This is a genomic window from Mucilaginibacter sp. P5_A6, from assembly GCF_056400585.1.
Map to the genome: position 1 here is coordinate 258,448 of NZ_JBFUKZ010000005.1, position 18,253 is coordinate 276,700.

Below are 18,253 nucleotides of genomic sequence, written 5' to 3' on the forward strand. Positions count from 1 at the left end.
TTATTTCTTAAGAGCGCTAATCTCCCCGTTCCGTTCCATGTATATTTTATCAATCTTCTCCAAGTCTTCCGTTGAGGCAGATTTGCGGACACCCTGCATTATATCTTCCTGACATACCAGGCCTCTTTCAAGATTCTTTTTAATGAACCTGCCATCTTTAAATATCTCTATCTTGTCGCCCTCAATAAATTTTCCAAAAGCTTTATAATGCACCACAAGCCAGCCAAATATCCTGTGCATAATAACAATCGTAAAACAACAGATAATAACCGGCAAAAAATCCGAAGCGCCAACAACAGCACGGCTAAGTATTGCACCCAGCGAAATAGTAATAATATTATCAAGCGGCGTGCGGATGCCAAAGGAGCGTCTGCCCGATAGCCTGATAAGCACCAGCGCTATCACAAAAACAACAATTCCACGGCTACTCATTTGTATTACATTGAGATCTTTGCCTTCGCCAAAAATTTCCTTCACCAGTTCCATGTTGCTGCTATTAATATTTTGCTAATATTAGCTTAACAACCAGAAACTATTACTGTTTACTTCAAAACAATTACCCCCATTCATCTATACAAAACCACGGTTCACCGATAAACCATTGGCCGTAGCCCAATCATTTACCACTTTTGAATCAATGATCCGGGGATAGGGACATACCCGGGTTATTGTGTTTTGTTTTTTTTCATAAAGTTGATAGCGTTCCGTACAGGTACGGAACGCTTATTGATGAACCTGGACAAATCAAAAGCTTCCATCAAATGAAAGAGGCTTTGCTTAAAAGTTTAACTAATTTAAGATGATCTTTTGTTGGCAGCTAATGGCTGCTATATTTAATAAATTTTTTTTAGATGATTCTTTCCAAAAAAGCCACCAATATATTTATTCACGCTGCTGGCTGGCTGGTATTTTTTGGCTTCCCGTTGTTATTCATGAACCGTACGCAGCAAAGCAGCAGCAGCACATACAACGTTATTTTGTCGCCCTATTACTGGCTATTTTGTCTTACTTATATTTTCATGTTTTATTTTAATGCCTGGTACCTGGTGCCACGCTTTGTGTTTCATAAAAAATATATAGCGTATGGGCTTATTATATTGTTACTATCGGGCTGTGTGTACTTCTTACAGCCCTTTGATAACCTGCTTTTACACAATCTGCTTAAAGAAAAACAAAATACCGTGGCCACTATCGGTCCGCAATTGATGCCCGGGGCCGATAGTGGCGCTGCAGATCCAAAAAATCTGCCTTTCGGACCGCTGCCGCATGAAGATCTGCGAATGCAGGACCCAAGCCTTAAGAAACCATCAAACCAAATCATTTTCATCCACCAGTCGGGGAATATTGATATGGTAGGCCTGTTTATTTTCATCATCGTTATTGGCCTGGGCATTGCCATGAGCACCGTACAAAAATGGCAGCTTGCCGAGCAAATGGTGATAAGGGCCGAGGCAGAAAAGGTTCATGCCGAGCTATCATTCCTTAAAGCGCAGATCAATCCGCATTTCCTGTTCAATACGTTGAATAATATATACGCGCTATCGGTTACAGATAGTGAACATACCTCGGAAAGCATTATGAAATTATCCAACATTATGCGATACGTTACCGATGAGGTGACCGAGGATTTTGTGTTGCTGCAAAGCGAGATAGATTGTATCAATGATTATATCGACCTGCAAAAACTGCGATTGGGTAAAAAAACAACGCTTAATTTTAGTTTCTCCGGCGATATCGACCAACAAAAGGTCCCTCCGCTGGTATTGATGACCTTTATTGAAAATGTATTTAAATACGGGGTGAGTAAACATGAACCGTCGGTGATCAGTATCAATCTGAAAGTAGCTCCCGGTAAGATCCTCTTCACTTGTGAGAACGCTATATTCGACAACCGCCCCACATCCAGCCGCAAAGGTATAGGCATTACCAATACCCGGCAGCGGCTTCAACATATTTACCCCGGCAGGCACAGGCTGAACATCAGTTCGGACGGCGGCCTGTTTAGGGTGGAATTAGAAATTGACAGTTAATTGAACACCATTATGCAGTTAAAATGTGTAGCCATTGACGATGAACCACTTGCGTTGGAAATTCTCAAAAAATATGTATCCAACTATCCGTCTTTGAAGATGGTAAATACTTTTGAAGACGCCATATCCGGCGCCGAATATTTAAAAAGCAATAAGGTAGATGTGCTTTTTGTAGACATTAATATGCCCGATATTACCGGGGTAGACCTGGTGCGTTCCCTACAGGAAAAGCCAATGATAATATTTACCACAGCCTATAAAAAATTTGCCTTTGAAGGCTTTGAGCTCGAGGCTTTGGATTACCTGTTAAAACCCATCAATAGCAACCGTTTTGGTGCAGCAGTGCATAAAGCTATTGACTATTATCAGTTTAAACATACCGACCATACCGGGGAGGATGAACATATCTACGTGCATTCGGAATACAGGGTGATCAAGATCGGCATCAGGGATATTGAGTACATTGAAAGCATGCAGGACTATATCAAAATTCATGTACTAAGCGCCGAAAAGCCGGTGCTTACCCTGATGTCGTTAAAAAGCATTATCGAAAAAATACCTGCTACCCAGTTCATCCGTATCCACAGGAGTTTTGTAGTTGCCAGGGCGCAGATCAGGTCGATATACAACCGCAAAGTTAAACTGCGTAATATCGAATTACCGGTTGGTACAAACTACGCTGATTTTATTAAAGACTGGCCGAAATAACGCTGCATCGGCCCGTTCATCGGCACATTCATGGTATTTAACGACACATTGTTTTATGCTGAAGGGAATAAGCTCAATTTTATATTATAAATATTGAATTACCCCCTTAGCATATGAAAACTACCGGCACCAAAAAAAAGATCCTGATACTGGACAAAAATAGCAGGATGTTATCAGTAATTGACGACATTATGTACTATGGCGATTTTGACGTTCATTTAACCTATGATCCCGATGCCATATATGATAAGGCAAAAGTGATTAATCCCGACCTGATTATACTGGAATATTTATTACTGGATACAGATTGTGCTTTGGTATGCCAGGATTTTAAAGATGATGAACAATTGAAGGGTGTACCTATCATTGTTGTTACCGCCTTTAAAACCAAAAAAGCACAGCAGGAATCATATAAGTGCGATGCCCTTTTTATAAAACCATTGGATATGGAATTGCTGGCATCAAGGATGCAATATTTAATGGCATCATAAATAAGGCTTTACAATGAAACACCGTATACGGCATTGATTTTGTAAAACTCGCTTAAACAAGTTAAGTTTAACTTTTATTATTTACAGCCCTGCCAATTATAAATGAAGATAAAGAGTAACATAGCCACCAGCGAAAACGGGTTTATTTTTAATCCGTCCACAGGCGATTCCTTTTCGGGTAATGCCATGGCTGCGCGTTTTTTAATAGCGATGAAAAGCGGCAAAACCGGGTACGAGATCAAAAAAGATATACTTGATAAATACGATGTAAGCGCAGCTGAGCTGGAACGCGACTGGGAAGATTGGATGATACAGTTGAAAGAAGCTAATTTGCTTGAAACTGAAGGATAATGGCAGATAAGTACGCTAATTTATGTATTGCCGTTACCGGGATAAATGCCAATGATAATCCGGGCCCGGGGATGGCTGTTATCCGTTCATTAAAAGCAGCTTTTGGAGCAGGCTTAAGGATCATAGGTTTATCATATGAACCGTTGGAACCAGGTATTTATTTACATGAACATGTAAATAAAACCTACCAGGTACCATACCCAACCGAAGGAACAAGCGCTTTATTTGAGCGGCTCGCCTATATCCATCAGCAGGAAAAGCTGGATGTGGTTATTCCGAACTTTGATTCGGAGCTGTTTAATTTTATAAAGATCGCTCCACAATTGCGGCAGATTGGCATTGCGGGTTTTCTGCCAACGCACCAGCAGCTTGCTTTACGGGATAAGGTACATTTAAAGGATTTTGGATTGAAGCATGGGTTTTACGTACCGGCCGACCATAAACTGTATACCGCCGACGATATAAAAAATGCTGCCGATGAGTTTAACTTCCCGATGGTGATAAAAGGGAAATTTTATGAGGCCTATGTAGTTTACACCATGGACCAGGCCGTTAAAGCATTTCACCAGTTGAACGCGGCCTGGGGAGTACCGGTGATAGCACAGCAGCATATAAAAGGTACCGAGATAAACATAGCCGCTGTTGGCGATGGCAAAGGCAGTACGCTAAGTATAGTAGCCATGYGGAAGCTATACATAACCGATAAAGGAAAAGCCTGGGCGGGAGTTACCATTAAGGACGATAAGTTTATTGAACTGGCCAATAATTTTGCCCGTGCAACCAACTGGAGAGGCGGCTTTGAAATGGAGATCATGAGCAACGAAGAAGGGCATTTATATGTTTTGGAGATCAACCCACGGTTCCCGGCATGGATTTATTTAACAGCCGCGGCCGGGCAAAACCAACCTGCTGCATTGGTAAAAATTGCTTTGGGCGATGATGTTAAGGCCTTTGATGATTACCAGGCAGGTAAATTATTTGTACGGTACTCATGGGACCATATAACCGACATTACCGATTTTCAACAATTCTCGGTATTTGGCGAACTATAATTTGATTATAATGAAAAAGCTGGAATACGAAAAACCATATATTAAAAAGCTGCACGCGGGTGTTATGAACAAGTTTGGCACCCGTACCGGTGTGCAGCCTGTTAAAAGCATCGATGGTGTTTCGGTTAAAAGCCTGATCGAGAACTACGGCTCTCCCGTTTTTGTACTATCAGAAAAGCAGATCCGTAAAAATTACCGTTCGGCATACAGGGCTTTCAGCACACGCTACCCAAAAGTACAGTTTGCATGGAGTTATAAAACCAATTACCTTAATGCCGTTTGCCAGGTATTTCACCAGGAAGGCAGCTGGGCCGAGGTGGTATCCGGTTTTGAGTACAGCAAAGCATTGAGCAATGGCGTATCGGGCAATAAGATCATTTTTAACGGTCCGGGTAAATCAAACGATGATTTGAAAATGGCTATCGAAAATGATTCGCTTATCCACATTGATCATTTTGAAGAACTGGGCAAACTGCTTGCATTAAGTAATGGATTGGCCAATAAACCACGTGTGGCTATCCGCGTTAATATGGATACCGGCGTATACCCGCTGTGGGACCGTTTTGGTTTTAATTACGAAAACGAAGAGGCCTGGATGGCCCTATCAAAAATTGTGGATTCGGGCAAGCTGCAATTGGTTGGTTTGCATTGCCACATAGGTACCTATATGCTTGCTACGGATGCTTACGGCATAGCAGCTACCAAACTGTGTAACCTGGCCCTGCGCAGCCAAACCCAGTTGAACCACAAAATTGAATACATTGATATGGGCGGCGGCTTCCCGTCAACCAATACCTTAAAAGGCGCTTACCTGCCGGGGAATGATACCGTACCATCGGTAGATGATTTCGCGGAGGTTATCACCTCTACCCTGCTCGGCTTCGGCTTTGCCAATGAAGACCTGCCCCTGCTTATTTTAGAAAGCGGACGGGTATTGATTGATGATGCCGGGTACCTTTTAGGTACCGTTATTGCCAATAAGCGGTTAAGCACCGGCAAAAGGGCTACCATTATGGATTTTGGGGTAAACATTTTGTTCACCTCGTTTTGGTACGAGCACCAGATAAGTCCCGCGCAGGATTTTATGCCGCATAGCGAAAACATGGTAATATACGGTCCGCTTTGTATGAATATTGACGTGATCAGGGAGAGCATCAACCTGCCGCTGCTTACCGCCGGCGACCAGGTGGTGGTACATAAAGTAGGCGCTTATAACATGACACAGTGGATGCAGTTTATCACCCTGCGGCCCGCCGTTGTGCTGATAGATGAGCAGCAACGTACACACCTCATCCGCACCAGCGAAACGCTTAATTATATCGCAGAACCGGAGCTTGTTCCGGCCCATTTAAAAGCCAGTAAGTGAAGCAAATTTCATCATTTATAAAATCGGTCGTCAATTCCTACTCGGTACTGTTTTTTTCGCAGAACCAGGTATTGGGGATCATTTTATTGCTGGTTTCTTTTTTTAATCCTGTTTCGGGTTTTGCAGGGCTTGCGTGCGTAATTATATCGCTGCTGGTTTGCCGCCTGTTTAAATTTCACAATGCCGATCTGCAAATGGGTATTTACAGTTTTAACAGTTTATTGTTGGGGATAGCATTCGGCGCATTTTACCAGGTTAACCTCATGTTTGTGATATGGTTGTTTGCTGCCTGTATTTTGGTGATCGCAGCAACTATTATTATTTCGCAACGCTTCGCAAAATCAGGATTGCCAATGCTCTCGCTGCCATTTATCCTGGTATTTTGGATGATACTGCTGGCATCAAACAGTATTTTCAGTATGGGTTTACTGCAAAAAAATAGTTACCTATTAGCAGAGATCTACGCAGGTCCGGTTACACTGGCCGGTATTGATGGCTACTTTGCCGGTATACTGCCACAATTTGTAAGCTTATTCTTCCGCTCGCTAAGCGCCATTTTATTTCAGCATAATATTGTTTCGGGCATGCTCATTAGTATTGGTATGCTCATCCATTCGCGTATTGCTTTTAGTTTGCTCATCATGAGCTTTATAACTGCCTGCGGATTTAATGGCATTATGCATACCTATCCAGAAGGTATCAGCTATTATCATTTGGGTGCAAATTTCATGATGACATCTGTAGCTATTGGCAGTTTTTTCACAATACCTTCCATGCGCTCCTATTTGCTGGCCATATTGTGTATACCGCCGGGTTTTATCATTATAAACGCACTCACGGGCTTTATGTCGGTTCATGCGCTGCCGGTTTTTTCGTTGCCATTTTGCATCGTCAATATCAGCCTGCTATATTTTTTAATCCTGCGCAAATCACCAGGAAAATTACAATTAGCCACTGTACAGCATTACTCGCCCGAAAGAAACCTGTACCAGTTTTTAAACCAGCAGCACAGGCTTAAAGATTTGAAATACTTTAAGCTAAACCTGCCTTTTATGGGCTACTGGACAGTTTCACAAGGCTACAATGGTGCTATTACACACAAAGGCGACTGGGCCAAGGCCCTGGATTTTGTGATCTGCGACGATGAACAAAACACCTATCAATATCCGGGCACGCTACCCGAACATTTTTATTGCTACAATAAACCCGTATTAGCCTGCGGCGATGGCATTGTTGAACTGGTGGTTAACCATATTGATGATAATGCCATAGGCGAGCAAAACCTGAAAGAGAACTGGGGCAATACCGTGGTGATCAAACATACTGCCGGCCTGTATTCTAAAGTATCGCATCTTAAAAAAAAATCTATCAAAGTAAAACCCGGCGATGTAATAAACCAGGGTGATATGCTGGGTTTTTGTGGCAATTCCGGTCGTTCGCCCGAGCCGCATTTACATTTCCAGGTACAGGCTACGCCCTATATCGGGTCGAAAACATGGAGTTATCCTTTTGCTTATTATTTTAACCGCAGAGACGGTAAAAACAGCCTGGAAAGCCATAGTGTTCCTGCTGAAGGTGAGTTAATTGGCAACCTTGAAGTTAACATGCCGGTAAAAAAAGCCTTCGACCTGCAGCCAGGTTACACAGCAAAACTTACCCGCGAAAATGGAGCAACTGAAGAATGGGAAGTTTTTAAAGATGAGTTAAACCAATCCTGCATATACAGCAAAAACACAGGTGCTGCGGCGTATTTCATCAACAACGGCACCATGTTTTACTTCACCAGCTTCTATGGCGATAAACAATCGTTGTTGTATTATTTTTACCTGGCCGCGTACAAGGTGATTTTTAATAATACCGAAGCGATACTGGTTAACGATGAGTTCCCTTTGCACCTAACCAAAAACAAAGCTTTGCTTTGCTTACAGGATTTTATAGCCCCTTTTTACCGGTTCATAAACATAAGTTACCAAAGCAGCAGCGTGGATAAAAAGACAGGTTTAAGCATTGGATCCAAACAATACAGTCAAGTTGCAGGCAAAAAAATACAGATGATGGAAGCCACGGTTGATATAGATCATGGCAGCTTACTGGCTTTCTGCATAAATTTAAATGGCGAACATATTAAAGCACAATGGAGTACAGAAAACTGACAGTATTGCTTGCTTTGATATTTGCCACTCTTGCCGCCCATGCACAAGAGAATAAATTTGCGCTGGCCGATAGTACAGCCGAACAATTATATAGTGCCGGCGACTGGAAGCAGCTGATTATTTTTGGTAACAAATCAATTGCCAATGGCCTTGACTTCCCCGGTCTGCATTTTAAAATTGGATACGCCTATATGATAACCGGTAACTATAAAGCTGCCATCGGCCAGTTTAACCAGGTATTAAGTGCAGATTCCTTTAACTCGACGGCACGCCTATACGCCTACTATTGTAACACATATCTTAATAATAACCCCGCAGCATCCTACCATGCCGCATACCTTGACAGGGAAACCTTGCATTCTATAAAAATATCTCCCTTCGGATTAGTAGGTGCCGATCTTGAAAGCGGTATAAAACTCCCTAATAACAACGAGCGCGACAATGGCTTTTTTGAACGTATAGGTATTAGTAACCGTTTGGGCTGGCGCCTGCAACTGGAACAATCGGCAATTTCATTTAACCAAAATATATTCCGTTCATCGTATAATGATAAAAACCTATCCGGAAAAACTGATAAACAACTGGAATATTTTGTAAAGGCCCAATTCGTGTTCAATAACTACCTTAGTGCAATTGGCTCATACCATTACTTGCACACTACTTACAGGGGTAATACTAACAATAGCAATTTGGGCTTGTTGGGTATAAAGTATACCGGGCAATATATTAATTTGCAGGGAGATATTAATTTCGGAAACCTGATCAATAAAACTTTAAAACAATATAATACCAAACTGGATTTTTATCCGTTAGGTAACCTTAATTTATATACCATTAGCCGGGCATCTGTTTTAAACTTAAGCGGCATAAACAATTTTATTTACAGCCAGGCCATTGGGTTTAAGGTATTGAATAAAACCTGGGTAGAAACAATGGCTGCCCTTGGTAACCAGGATGATTACCTGGATGCAGATGGACTTTACGTTTATAATTCCATCGACCCCACAAAATTTAAATGCGGAGAAACCGTTTTTTACCAGTTGAGCGCTCACGCCTTATTGGATTTAAATTATAATTATGAAAATAAAACAGACATATACCGTTCTGTAAATTACAATCAAAATTCTGTTACGTTAGGTATAATATGGAAATTTTAAAGAAAACGTTTATAGCAGCATTTTTTATTTTATTGGTGATAAGGCTGCAGGCACAAACCAATGCCGTGTTGCAAAAAGCCTTTCGCACCAGTTATGCCGATGAACAGAACAAAAATTATATAGCTGCCATTAACGATATTTATCCGTACCTTAGTGATAACAGTTATGAGGTAAATATCCGTTTAGGCTGGCTCCATTACCTAAATAAAAACTACACCGCATCACAGTCTTATTACCAAAAAGCCATCAGTATAAAACCTGGCGCTATTGAGGCAAAATTTGGATTCGTGAAGCCCTTGTCGTTTTTGCAAAGCTGGGATAAAGTACTTGAACAGTATTTAGCTATCCTGAAGATTGACCCTCAAAATACGCAGGCCAATTACTGGGCTGGTATAATTTATTATAACCGAAAGCAATATGATGCCGCCATCAGGTGTTTTAAGGTAGTAGTAACCCTTTACCCTTTTGATTACGATGGCAACCATATGTTGGCCTGGAGTAACCTGATGGCAGGTAAAAAGCCAGATGCCAGGTCGCTTTTTGAAAGGGCATTGGTAATTAAGCCGGCAGATGCTTCAAGTACCGATGGGTTAAACAGGTGCAATTAATCGGGTCATTAAACCCGTTTATCGATTCCTGGCTTGGTTACCTGGTAATGTTATACCTTTGTGGTTTAAAGTATCATAGTGTATGGTCATTTAAATTAACATCCCAATACAACACTCATAATAACCGTATAAACTATATACATGAAAATAAAACATTTATATTTTAAACCACAGCTCATTGGTTTCCTGCTTTTCATTGTAGTTTTTAGCTCCTGCAAAAAAGATAAAACCACACCCAAAGTAGTAAATGCAACTCCGGTAACATTGGGTTTGTATCAATACGCATTAGGGGTAAATAAAAGAGTGCTTATTCCGGTTACACAGGTTGGTACGCAAACTGTAAATTACGGAAGCATATTTGATACCGGATCGCCGGGAATGACCATAGACGCCACAGGCTTACTTCCGGCAGCAATGATCACTTCAGCCGGAATTACGGTCACTGGCGATTCTACCGTTGTAAACGGCATCACTGTAACCTCAAAAACAGCTGTTATAAGTTTTGGCGATGCCACAGGCACCACTAAAGAATACGGCAACCTGGCCTATGCTAACGTTAAAGTAGGCAACTCATCAGGCAGCATATCATTAAAAAGGGTACCGTTTTTTTTGTATTATAAAATAATTGATGGAAATGGCAACCAGCTAAGCGCCCACGCTGCCGATGTTTTTGGCGTAGGGCCTGGTTTGAGCAATAGCAGGAGCGAAATTTCAAGCCCGTTAAGGTTTTTTGATTATGGTACTGGCCTTACCAGCGGCTTTAAGCTGGCAACTTTAAATACAAGTTTTGCAAGTACACCCACCTACGTTTCCKGCTTGCTTACCGTTGGCCTCACTACTTCAGACCTTTCCTCGTCAGGCTTCATTATGCACCCGCTTACTTATTTTGCCAATGGCGGTTATTCGGCTAATATACCAGGAACAATAACTTACAGCGGGAAAACCATTTCGGCACAGTTCCTGTTTGATACCGGAACACCATCTGTAACCACTATTGAAGATAAGCTTGCCACAAGCGCCACCGGCCCACTTCCTGCAAATTCAGTAGTAACCATAACTACCAATAAGGGATTTACTTACACTTACACCACAACAAGTACAGGAAACCTTACCGAGGTACAAAACCCTAATAATACCGCCGATTACCGTACAATTTTAAGTATCGACTTTTTTATCAAAAATGAATACCTTACAGATTACGGCAATCACCAGATAGGGCTGAAGAATGATTAGGTAAATTTCATTCGTCGATTTATAGCCACTATTCATCGATACATTACCGGGAGCAACGGTATTCCCGGATTAATTTTGAGTAACAAAACCTGCTGCCTGCTCTGGCAGGAACTTTTTAACTAACCAAAATTAATTCGGAATGAAAAACAAACTTACCAACCCAGGATTGTTGATGCTGGCGGCTTTAATAGGCCTGGCATCATGCAAAAAGGAAAACGCCTCTAAATCGGCTTCCGCTACAAGTACAACTTCTTCTACCATTACATCTACCGGGGCCATCGCCATTAGTTTGGCATCTGGTTCAACAGATACGGTGTACATGGTTAGCTGCTACGGCAAGCACAGCAAAAAAGACTCTATTGCTTTTAATGCACTACCAACAGCAATTGGCACTTACTTAACCGCAAACTACAGCGGCTATACTTTTAAAAAGGCTTATTCAATTACCGATAGCGCCAAAACTGTGGTTAATTATATTGTTGTGATTAAATACAACAGCGCGCTGATTGGTTTAAAGTTTACCACAGATGGAACATTCGTAAGTATATTGGAGCAAAGGGATGGTCCTGACTTGAAGGGACAGGGATGGCATCGCGGCGGCCCGTTTGATAACAGGGATGGTAAACACCGCGATACGATAGCTATATCTGCCCTGCCTGCTGCTGTAACCAGCTATTTTAAAATTACCTATCCAACAGATACGCTACTACATGCTTCAATCATGCCGGATAGCGCCTATGTGCTCATCAGTAAAAACAATGGCTTATACGCTACGGTAATTAAAGCAGCCGGCACCTTTGTAAAACGCGTACAGATTAACCTGCATCCGGGTAAACCTGTTGCGGTAACTGCTGCCAACCTACCGGCCACTATAACCACCTATTTAACCACTACCTATCCTGGTTATGTATTTGAAAAGGCATATTCGTTTAGTGTAAGCGGTACTTTAAAAGGGTATGCCGTATTAATTACATCCAACAGCACTAAATATATAGTGACGTTTGATGGCGGCGGCGCATTTTTAAAAGCGTTTGCAGTACATTAAGAGTCTTCCTGTAGTATAAATAAGCATTTAGCCCGGTTCTCTTTAGGTAGAGGCCGGGTTTTTTATTAGAAAAAAAGCGCTATTGATTAATCAGCGTTATTTTTTAGCATGATAAAGCTGATTCATAAAAATGGTAATCCCGTACTTAGCGCTCTTCCATTTATCATCCAGGTCTTTAGGCACAGCTCCCGGGCTTTGCGCAAAATTGCCTGCTATAATATCCAAATCACCATCGCCGTCAATATCGGCCTTTTCAAGGGTTAAAGTTTTAAGTGGCACCTCGCTTTTAAGGATGTAAGATTTAAAGGCAAACTTATCCTGGTTTGTATTTTCCAGGTATACAAAGGATTCGTCTATCAGCTTGCCAAAATCGGGAAAGAAAGCGCTGCAGGCCAGGTCTATATCACCATCCTTATCAAAATCTTCGGCCAAAACATGGGTTACGCCATATATTGGGTAAAAAAACTGTTCTTTAAAAACGTTGTTGCCCTGGTTAATATTAATCCTGATACCATGATAGGCTTTCAGTATCTGGGAATAATCGGCATTGTCACCATGCACGGTTATAATATCGGTAAGCCCATCATGATTATAATCCACCAATACCATATCTGTAGTACCATAATTTGGCGGAAAACGCAGCACTCTTTCTTCTTTAAATTTCAGATCATCTTTCTGGTAAAAAACATAAACACTCTCATCCCCCTGCGAAAACATGGCTACAATATCCTTTTTACCATCGCCATCCATATCCGTCACGTAACATTTAATGGCCCCTGCAACCGACCGTAAAACAGTTTCCTTATATCTCCCGGCTTTGTTTTTTTTAAACAACGATAAGCTCCCGGTTTTATTCCCAAAATTACACACAATGATTTCGGGGATGCCATCATTATTAAGGTCGGTTATAATGGAATTAACCGGCCTGTGCAGCGAGTTTAACACTGCCGAGGCTGTACTGTCATTATAGTTTACGTACGACCCCAGGCTCAGCTCGGTTGGGTATAGTTTACCTATCTCGGTAAAATAAGTACTTCCCTTATAAAAGTTAAAATCAACTACGGGGCTTTGCGTTTTTATAGTTTTGATAACACCCGTATTATATTTCCAGGTGAAAACCCTATTAAGGTAATTCCCTATCCATAAAGTGTTGTTTTCCGGGTTATATTTTATCCCGGTTATTAAAGATGGCAGCTGATTATCAATTGGAATATCCTGCCTGGTGAACTGTTTAAGCGGACTGTTTCGGCTTAACCTGCTTTCGTCTGCAATAAGTGTATCGGGGGCCAGGCTTATAACATATGCTACCAGTTTGTCCCACTCATCCTTATTTAGAACCGGGGCATCGGGTATGATGTCATTTTTTTTAACGATGATCCTCTCCTCATCAGATAATCCGCGCAACGGATCATAATTGGGATAAATGATCCCCATGCGTGCAGCCATCACGGGCAGCACATGCAAGCGCCAAACCTCTTTGGTTAAACTGGCCGGATTGGGCAGCATATGGCATTTGGCACAAAAGTCGGTGAATAAGACTTTACCCTCATCATCAACCTTTGCCGGCTTTGGCCCCGCAGTTACCGGGCCCTGAGTTAATGAACTCAGACCGATCATCAACGTTAAGGCAAAAAGTCCTGTTAAGATGACCGGTCTGATATTCATAGTTTTTGTTATTGATCAATACTTATCATTTGGGGAGTACCTGCGTCGTTCCAACCATTAATGCTCACAAGCAATTTTTTATTAGTTGTAGCCGCATTGTAATCAATAATTACCTTTTTTTCTTCTCCCGGTAACACAGTAATATAGTTATCGCTGTAAAATGAAGGCAATACCCGTGTTTTACTATCCGCATCCACTAACGAAACTCTATTAAAAAAACCAAGTACGCTATTTTGTTTATTAACTAACGTAACTTCTACGTTACCTGGTTTTATGTACTTTGCTTTAACAGATAATTCCTGGCTCTTCATTCTTTGAAGACCCGAAAATGCACCCTTACTGTCGGGAATCCAGTAGGTATTATCGGTGATAACTTTTTTATTTTCATCCAATAATTGTAATGACAGAAAAACACCTTCTTTGGCGGCAAGCTTATCAACAGATGCTTTAACAGATAAGTATTTTTTAACTGTATTGGCATTTATATCGGCAAAAACCTGGGTGATTAAATTTTCTTTTCCTTCCATATCATAGGTTTTTATTACCATCATCATACTGCGCCTGGCTTTGAGGGTATTATTAGCAACCATAACCATACCATTTACAGGGTTATACATAATATGGAAGGGCGCGCTGCCATTGTGTAAACCATAAAGGCAGGCATTAGGGTCAAGGTAATAATCATACATTTGCCCGCGCATGGCAGTCCATGGGTTTTGAGTTTTCCAGATGATAAAGCCGGTGTACCAATCCCACATATGCGAGGTAAAGCCTTCGGCAAGCCCGCGGTATTGGTCATAGTTTACCAGTTGCGCTTTCATTGCAAAATCGGCAGCGTTTTTGGCTTTGCCATATTTGTTGATACTGGTATCATAACCAATGTATTTATGGTAATCCCAAACGCTATCTACTGTATTTTTGTGTGTATCCTCGTCATAAACCGGCGGCACCATGTTAACAGTAGGGATAAATCTTTTCAATGATTCATAGTCGCCCACACCTACCGAACCTACCTCGGAGTTAAAAGGATAGGTTTTAAATTCCCAAAATACCGATAAAGGCTGAATACCATACGGCCCGTCGCCATTACCCCCCAGTATATTATGCGACATGCTATCAGAGTTTGAATAATCAACAAACCAGCGGGTATTATCAAGCTTGGGTAAAATGGTATCGCGTAAAGCTGTAAGGATATCCTCGGGCGGAGTGATCTCATTACCACCACACCAGATGGCCAGCGAAGGATAGTTGCGTACCATCTTTATCTGGTCGATTGCCGAACGCAGGAACAGGCCATGATCATCCGGGTATTTGCGGCGGGTCCATTGGTCGTCAAGCTTCATAGGGTCTTGCCAGCGGCCATTGCAATCGCCCGATCCCCACAGATCCTGGAAAACCAGCATACCGTATTTATCACAGGCTTCGTAAAATTCGGGCCGCTCAATCATAGCGCCTCCCCAAACCCTGATCAGGTTTAGGTTCATATCCCGGTGGAAACGAACTTCAGCATCATAACGCATATCCGACAGGCGCAGCATGGCATCGGATATAACCCAGTTGCCTCCTTTTATAAATATCTTTTGACCGTTAACCGCAATCTGCCGGCTTCCGGTGTGCTCGTTATACTCACTGGTTAATTGCCTTACCCCTATTTTAAGCAATTGCTGATCAGACACTGCTTTGCCGTTAACGGTAAACTTCAACTTAAAATCATACAAATGCTGCGGCCCATAACCGTTTGGCCACCAAAGTTTAGGATTTGGCAAACTATAATCGCTGAAGTTTACATCCGCGGTTGAGTTTGGTTTCAGGCTGATGCTTTTTGAAATGGTTTTACCATCCAGCTCAAAACTTAAGGTGCCGCTAACCGGTTTCGGTGTTGGGTTACTTAGTTCGGCAGATACTTTGATAGTAGCAGGCTGCTGCGGACCCTCAGGCAACCTTACTCCCGGCACAAGGGTAACAATATGCTCATCGTTAATACGTACAGCGCCTGTTTTTTGAATAGTTACCTTATCCCATATCCCGGTATTCCTGTCCCTCATCGGTTGAATCCAGTCCCAGCCTGCGGTATATTGCAAACCAACGTTCCGGGCAATGGTACCATCACCACCCTGGCCGCCATTTGGGTTACCAGGCACATCTGGCGGATGCACCAGTACGGCTAAACGATTGTTGCCATTTTTTGCCAAAAAGGATGTGATGTTATAGTTAAACCTTAAAAACATTCCCTTTTGAATGGTTTTGTTTAGCTTATGACCATTCAAATAAATATCACAACTATAATTTACCCCTCTAAAATTCAGGTAAACCTGGCCTCCGTTTTGTGCCGGTGCTTCTTTAAAATCTTTTGCAAACCAATAAGTATAATAATCTGCCCCTGTTTTGTAAATATCAGGTATGTGCTCGTTATTCATCCCCCAAAACGGATCGGGCACTTTGTGATTGTTTAGCAACGTAGTTAAAACAGTGCCCGGTACGGTAGCAGGCATCCAACTGCCGGTGTTGAACGCTGTTGTTGATAGTACCGGTCCATTATCCTTCACACTGCTTATAGGCGCGCACACCCAGCCGGAGTTTAGTTCATAGCTGCTTTTTGCATATATATTAGTTATGGTAAAAGATAAGGCCAGCGTGAAAAATAATTTACTGAGCCGGAATGATAGTGGTTGCGACATTTTATTTGATTATAGATCGTGTTATATAGGTATGGTATAAAAAGTATTAAGCTGATTAATATTGAATTTTAAATACGGCCGCCTGGGCCAAACCGTTTTGCGTTTGCAAAGATGCAGGTACATTTATTTTAATTACACCTTCACCCGCGGTCCATTTTAGTTTTTTGCCGATACCCAGCAAACTTATTTTTTTAACCGTACCGGCATCCTTTAAATGTAATAACATAGTTGAAGGCAAAACAACGGCGTCTTTATCCTTTTCGGCCAAAACAAATGCATATACACTTTTGCCTGCTTTGGTGTAATATATATTTCCTTCTGAGTAGGGCGCTATTGCGTTAGAGTTATAAATACCTTCACCATTTATTTTAATCCAGTCGCCAATCTGCTTCAGGCGGCTATAGGCAACAGGGTCCCAATCACCATCAGGGCCGGGGCCTATATTCATTAACAGGTTTCCCCCTCGGGATACTATTTTCACCAATAAGGTTATTATTTCGCTGGCCGATTTATAATGATCGCCAGGCACATAGCTCCAGGAGTTACCCATAGTGATGCAACTTTCCCAGGGATGATCTAAAGGAGCATCGGGCACCTGCTGCTCGGGCGTGGTATAATTTTCATATTGCCCGGCTACGGTACGGTCAACCACTATTAAACCCGGCTGTTTTACTCTTGCCGCCGCAGCTATCTTGGCCATGTCAATATCCTGGTCGTACGGAATGGTACGCTGCCAGTCAACAGCTGCATCTATTGTGTTTTTGGGTCTAACCCAGCCGCCGTCCAGCCATAAAATATCAACCTTACCATAGCCGGTCATTAATTCCTGTATTTGATTAAAGGTAAAATCCTTGAATTTCTGCCAGCGCTCGGGATATTTTGCCGGATCATAGTTTACATTCCTGTCCTTAGGCGGAAAGTACGGCCACCAATAATTTTCGGTATGCCAGTCGGGTTTTGAAAAATAAGCTCCAATCATAAAGTTTTCTTTGCTAAAGGCATTAAATACCTCTTTGGCAACGTTGCTCCTGGGGTTGGCAGAAAAAGGCGTTTTTGAGCTGGTAATTTTATAATCGGTTTGTTTGGTATCAAACATGCAAAATCCGTCATGATGTTTGGTTGTAAAAACAACATACTTCATTCCGGCATATTTAGCAGCAGCTACCCATTTTTCGGGATCAAACTTTGTAGGGTTAAAAGTTGTTTGCAGGTTTTCATATGCTTTTTTATAGCCGTTGTAATCGCCGCCATATGGACCACGGCGTTGTGTCCATCCCTCATCCTCCGGGCAAATGCTCCAGCTTTCTACAACACCCCACTGACTGTACGTACCCCAATGCATAAATAATCCAAATTTAAGGCCCTGCCACTTATGCAGATTTTTTTGCACCAGTGAATCATCAGGTACCACATAATCTTTTGACATATTATGTTGCTGCGCACTAAGGTTACCAAAAGGCAACAGGCATGTAAACAAAATCAGTAGTTTTTTCATTTATATTTATTTTTTTTGTTTCTTTATATCAACGCCAATTAGGGAACCTTAAATATTAATCTTTTTTGATAAGATCCACCAATTAATGGATAAAATTTGGATATTTTTTATCCATTTCATTGCTTATTAGTTATAAAAAAGACACTTAGTGTATACCTTTAAGCAACATTAATATTATGGCAAATATCAAAAAAGTAACATTACTTTATTTACTTTATTAT

15 protein-coding genes are annotated in these 18,253 nt (G+C 41.7%); 11 read left to right on the forward strand and 4 right to left on the reverse strand.

Translation table 11 applies throughout. From position 1 onward, the window contains the following. Nucleotides 1-486: a DUF421 domain-containing protein gene (locus tag AC1DO4_RS07685; protein WP_477414486.1), complete on the reverse strand. Its 486-nt coding sequence runs from the start codon at nt 484-486 to the stop codon at nt 1-3. Between the two features lie 365 nt (nt 487-851). Here AC1DO4_RS07685 and AC1DO4_RS07690 point away from each other — a divergent pair, with 365 nt between their 5' ends. From AC1DO4_RS07690 to AC1DO4_RS07740, 11 genes are all read left to right on the forward strand, one after another. After that, complete coding sequence (locus tag AC1DO4_RS07690; protein WP_477414488.1) at nt 852-2,030, forward strand: sensor histidine kinase; 1,179 nt, start codon at nt 852-854, stop codon at nt 2,028-2,030. 12 nt (nt 2,031-2,042) lie between these two features. Next, complete coding sequence (locus tag AC1DO4_RS07695; protein ID WP_477414490.1) at nt 2,043-2,738, forward strand: LytR/AlgR family response regulator transcription factor; 696 nt, start codon at nt 2,043-2,045, stop codon at nt 2,736-2,738. 113 nt (nt 2,739-2,851) lie between these two features. Beyond that, entirely contained in the window at nt 2,852-3,229 is a 378-nt protein-coding gene (locus AC1DO4_RS07700; RefSeq protein ID WP_477414492.1) for a response regulator, read from the forward strand. A gap of 102 nt (nt 3,230-3,331) precedes the next feature. Next, nucleotides 3,332-3,580, forward strand: coding sequence for a PqqD family protein (locus AC1DO4_RS07705; protein ID WP_477414494.1), 249 nt, complete (start codon nt 3,332-3,334; stop codon nt 3,578-3,580). Next, nucleotides 3,580-4,632 carry an ATP-grasp domain-containing protein gene (locus tag AC1DO4_RS07710; RefSeq protein ID WP_477414496.1) on the forward strand — a complete coding sequence of 351 codons (1,053 nt, stop codon included), beginning with the start codon at nt 3,580-3,582 and terminating at the stop codon, nt 4,630-4,632. The genes AC1DO4_RS07705 and AC1DO4_RS07710 overlap by 1 nt, the downstream gene beginning before the upstream one ends. A 10-nt stretch (nt 4,633-4,642) precedes the next feature. Next, the gene (locus AC1DO4_RS07715) at nt 4,643-5,998 is read left to right on the forward strand and encodes a hypothetical protein (protein ID WP_477414498.1); all 1,356 of its coding nucleotides are present in this window, start codon (nt 4,643-4,645) and stop codon (nt 5,996-5,998) included. Beyond that, nucleotides 5,995-8,151: an urea transporter gene (locus tag AC1DO4_RS07720; RefSeq protein WP_477414500.1), complete on the forward strand. Its 2,157-nt coding sequence runs from the start codon at nt 5,995-5,997 to the stop codon at nt 8,149-8,151. The genes AC1DO4_RS07715 and AC1DO4_RS07720 overlap by 4 nt, the downstream gene beginning before the upstream one ends. After that, nucleotides 8,133-9,308 carry a tetratricopeptide repeat protein gene (locus AC1DO4_RS07725; RefSeq protein WP_477414502.1) on the forward strand — a complete coding sequence of 392 codons (1,176 nt, stop codon included), beginning with the start codon at nt 8,133-8,135 and terminating at the stop codon, nt 9,306-9,308. Before AC1DO4_RS07720 ends, AC1DO4_RS07725 begins: the two co-directional genes overlap by 19 nt. Next, nucleotides 9,296-9,916, forward strand: coding sequence for a tetratricopeptide repeat protein (locus tag AC1DO4_RS07730; protein WP_477414504.1), 621 nt, complete (start codon nt 9,296-9,298; stop codon nt 9,914-9,916). The genes AC1DO4_RS07725 and AC1DO4_RS07730 overlap by 13 nt, the downstream gene beginning before the upstream one ends. A 141-nt stretch (nt 9,917-10,057) precedes the next feature. Then, on the forward strand, nt 10,058-11,149 hold the full coding sequence (locus AC1DO4_RS07735) for a hypothetical protein (protein WP_477414506.1): 1,092 nt from the start codon (nt 10,058-10,060) through the stop codon (nt 11,147-11,149). Nucleotides 11,150-11,288: 139 nt separating this feature from the next. Then, nucleotides 11,289-12,194, forward strand: coding sequence for a PepSY-like domain-containing protein (locus AC1DO4_RS07740; protein ID WP_477414508.1), 906 nt, complete (start codon nt 11,289-11,291; stop codon nt 12,192-12,194). Between the two features lie 96 nt (nt 12,195-12,290). Here the strand turns inward: AC1DO4_RS07740 and AC1DO4_RS07745 are convergent, their stop codons facing one another. The 3 genes from AC1DO4_RS07745 to AC1DO4_RS07755 are packed head-to-tail and all read right to left on the reverse strand — an operon-like array spanning nt 12,291 to nt 18,032. Further along, complete coding sequence (locus AC1DO4_RS07745) at nt 12,291-13,859, reverse strand: FG-GAP repeat domain-containing protein (RefSeq protein ID WP_477414510.1); 1,569 nt, start codon at nt 13,857-13,859, stop codon at nt 12,291-12,293. A gap of 8 nt (nt 13,860-13,867) precedes the next feature. Continuing rightward, nucleotides 13,868-16,537: a glycoside hydrolase family 2 protein gene (locus AC1DO4_RS07750; protein ID WP_477414512.1), complete on the reverse strand. Its 2,670-nt coding sequence runs from the start codon at nt 16,535-16,537 to the stop codon at nt 13,868-13,870. Nucleotides 16,538-16,592: 55 nt separating this feature from the next. Further along, nucleotides 16,593-18,032 carry an alpha-L-fucosidase gene (locus AC1DO4_RS07755; protein ID WP_477414515.1) on the reverse strand — a complete coding sequence of 480 codons (1,440 nt, stop codon included), beginning with the start codon at nt 18,030-18,032 and terminating at the stop codon, nt 16,593-16,595. Nucleotides 18,033-18,253: the final 221 nt, after the last annotated feature.

What these genes read in the sequence shown, in the direction of transcription:
- AC1DO4_RS07755 (WP_477414515.1), bottom strand. Translation starts at nt 18,032, where the DNA reads ATGAAAAAACTACTGATTTTGTTTACATGCCTGTTGCCTTTTGGTAAC.
- AC1DO4_RS07715 (WP_477414498.1), top strand. Translation starts at nt 4,643, where the DNA reads ATGAAAAAGCTGGAATACGAAAAACCATATATTAAAAAGCTGCACGCG.
- AC1DO4_RS07740 (WP_477414508.1), top strand. Translation starts at nt 11,289, where the DNA reads ATGAAAAACAAACTTACCAACCCAGGATTGTTGATGCTGGCGGCTTTA.
- AC1DO4_RS07725 (WP_477414502.1), top strand. Translation starts at nt 8,133, where the DNA reads ATGGAGTACAGAAAACTGACAGTATTGCTTGCTTTGATATTTGCCACT.
- AC1DO4_RS07745 (WP_477414510.1), bottom strand. Translation starts at nt 13,859, where the DNA reads ATGAATATCAGACCGGTCATCTTAACAGGACTTTTTGCCTTAACGTTG.
- AC1DO4_RS07700 (WP_477414492.1), top strand. Translation starts at nt 2,852, where the DNA reads ATGAAAACTACCGGCACCAAAAAAAAGATCCTGATACTGGACAAAAAT.
- AC1DO4_RS07690 (WP_477414488.1), top strand. Translation starts at nt 852, where the DNA reads ATGATTCTTTCCAAAAAAGCCACCAATATATTTATTCACGCTGCTGGC.
- AC1DO4_RS07695 (WP_477414490.1), top strand. Translation starts at nt 2,043, where the DNA reads ATGCAGTTAAAATGTGTAGCCATTGACGATGAACCACTTGCGTTGGAA.
- AC1DO4_RS07750 (WP_477414512.1), bottom strand. Translation starts at nt 16,537, where the DNA reads ATGTCGCAACCACTATCATTCCGGCTCAGTAAATTATTTTTCACGCTG.
- AC1DO4_RS07705 (WP_477414494.1), top strand. Translation starts at nt 3,332, where the DNA reads ATGAAGATAAAGAGTAACATAGCCACCAGCGAAAACGGGTTTATTTTT.
- AC1DO4_RS07685 (WP_477414486.1), bottom strand. Translation starts at nt 486, where the DNA reads ATGGAACTGGTGAAGGAAATTTTTGGCGAAGGCAAAGATCTCAATGTA.
- AC1DO4_RS07730 (WP_477414504.1), top strand. Translation starts at nt 9,296, where the DNA reads ATGGAAATTTTAAAGAAAACGTTTATAGCAGCATTTTTTATTTTATTG.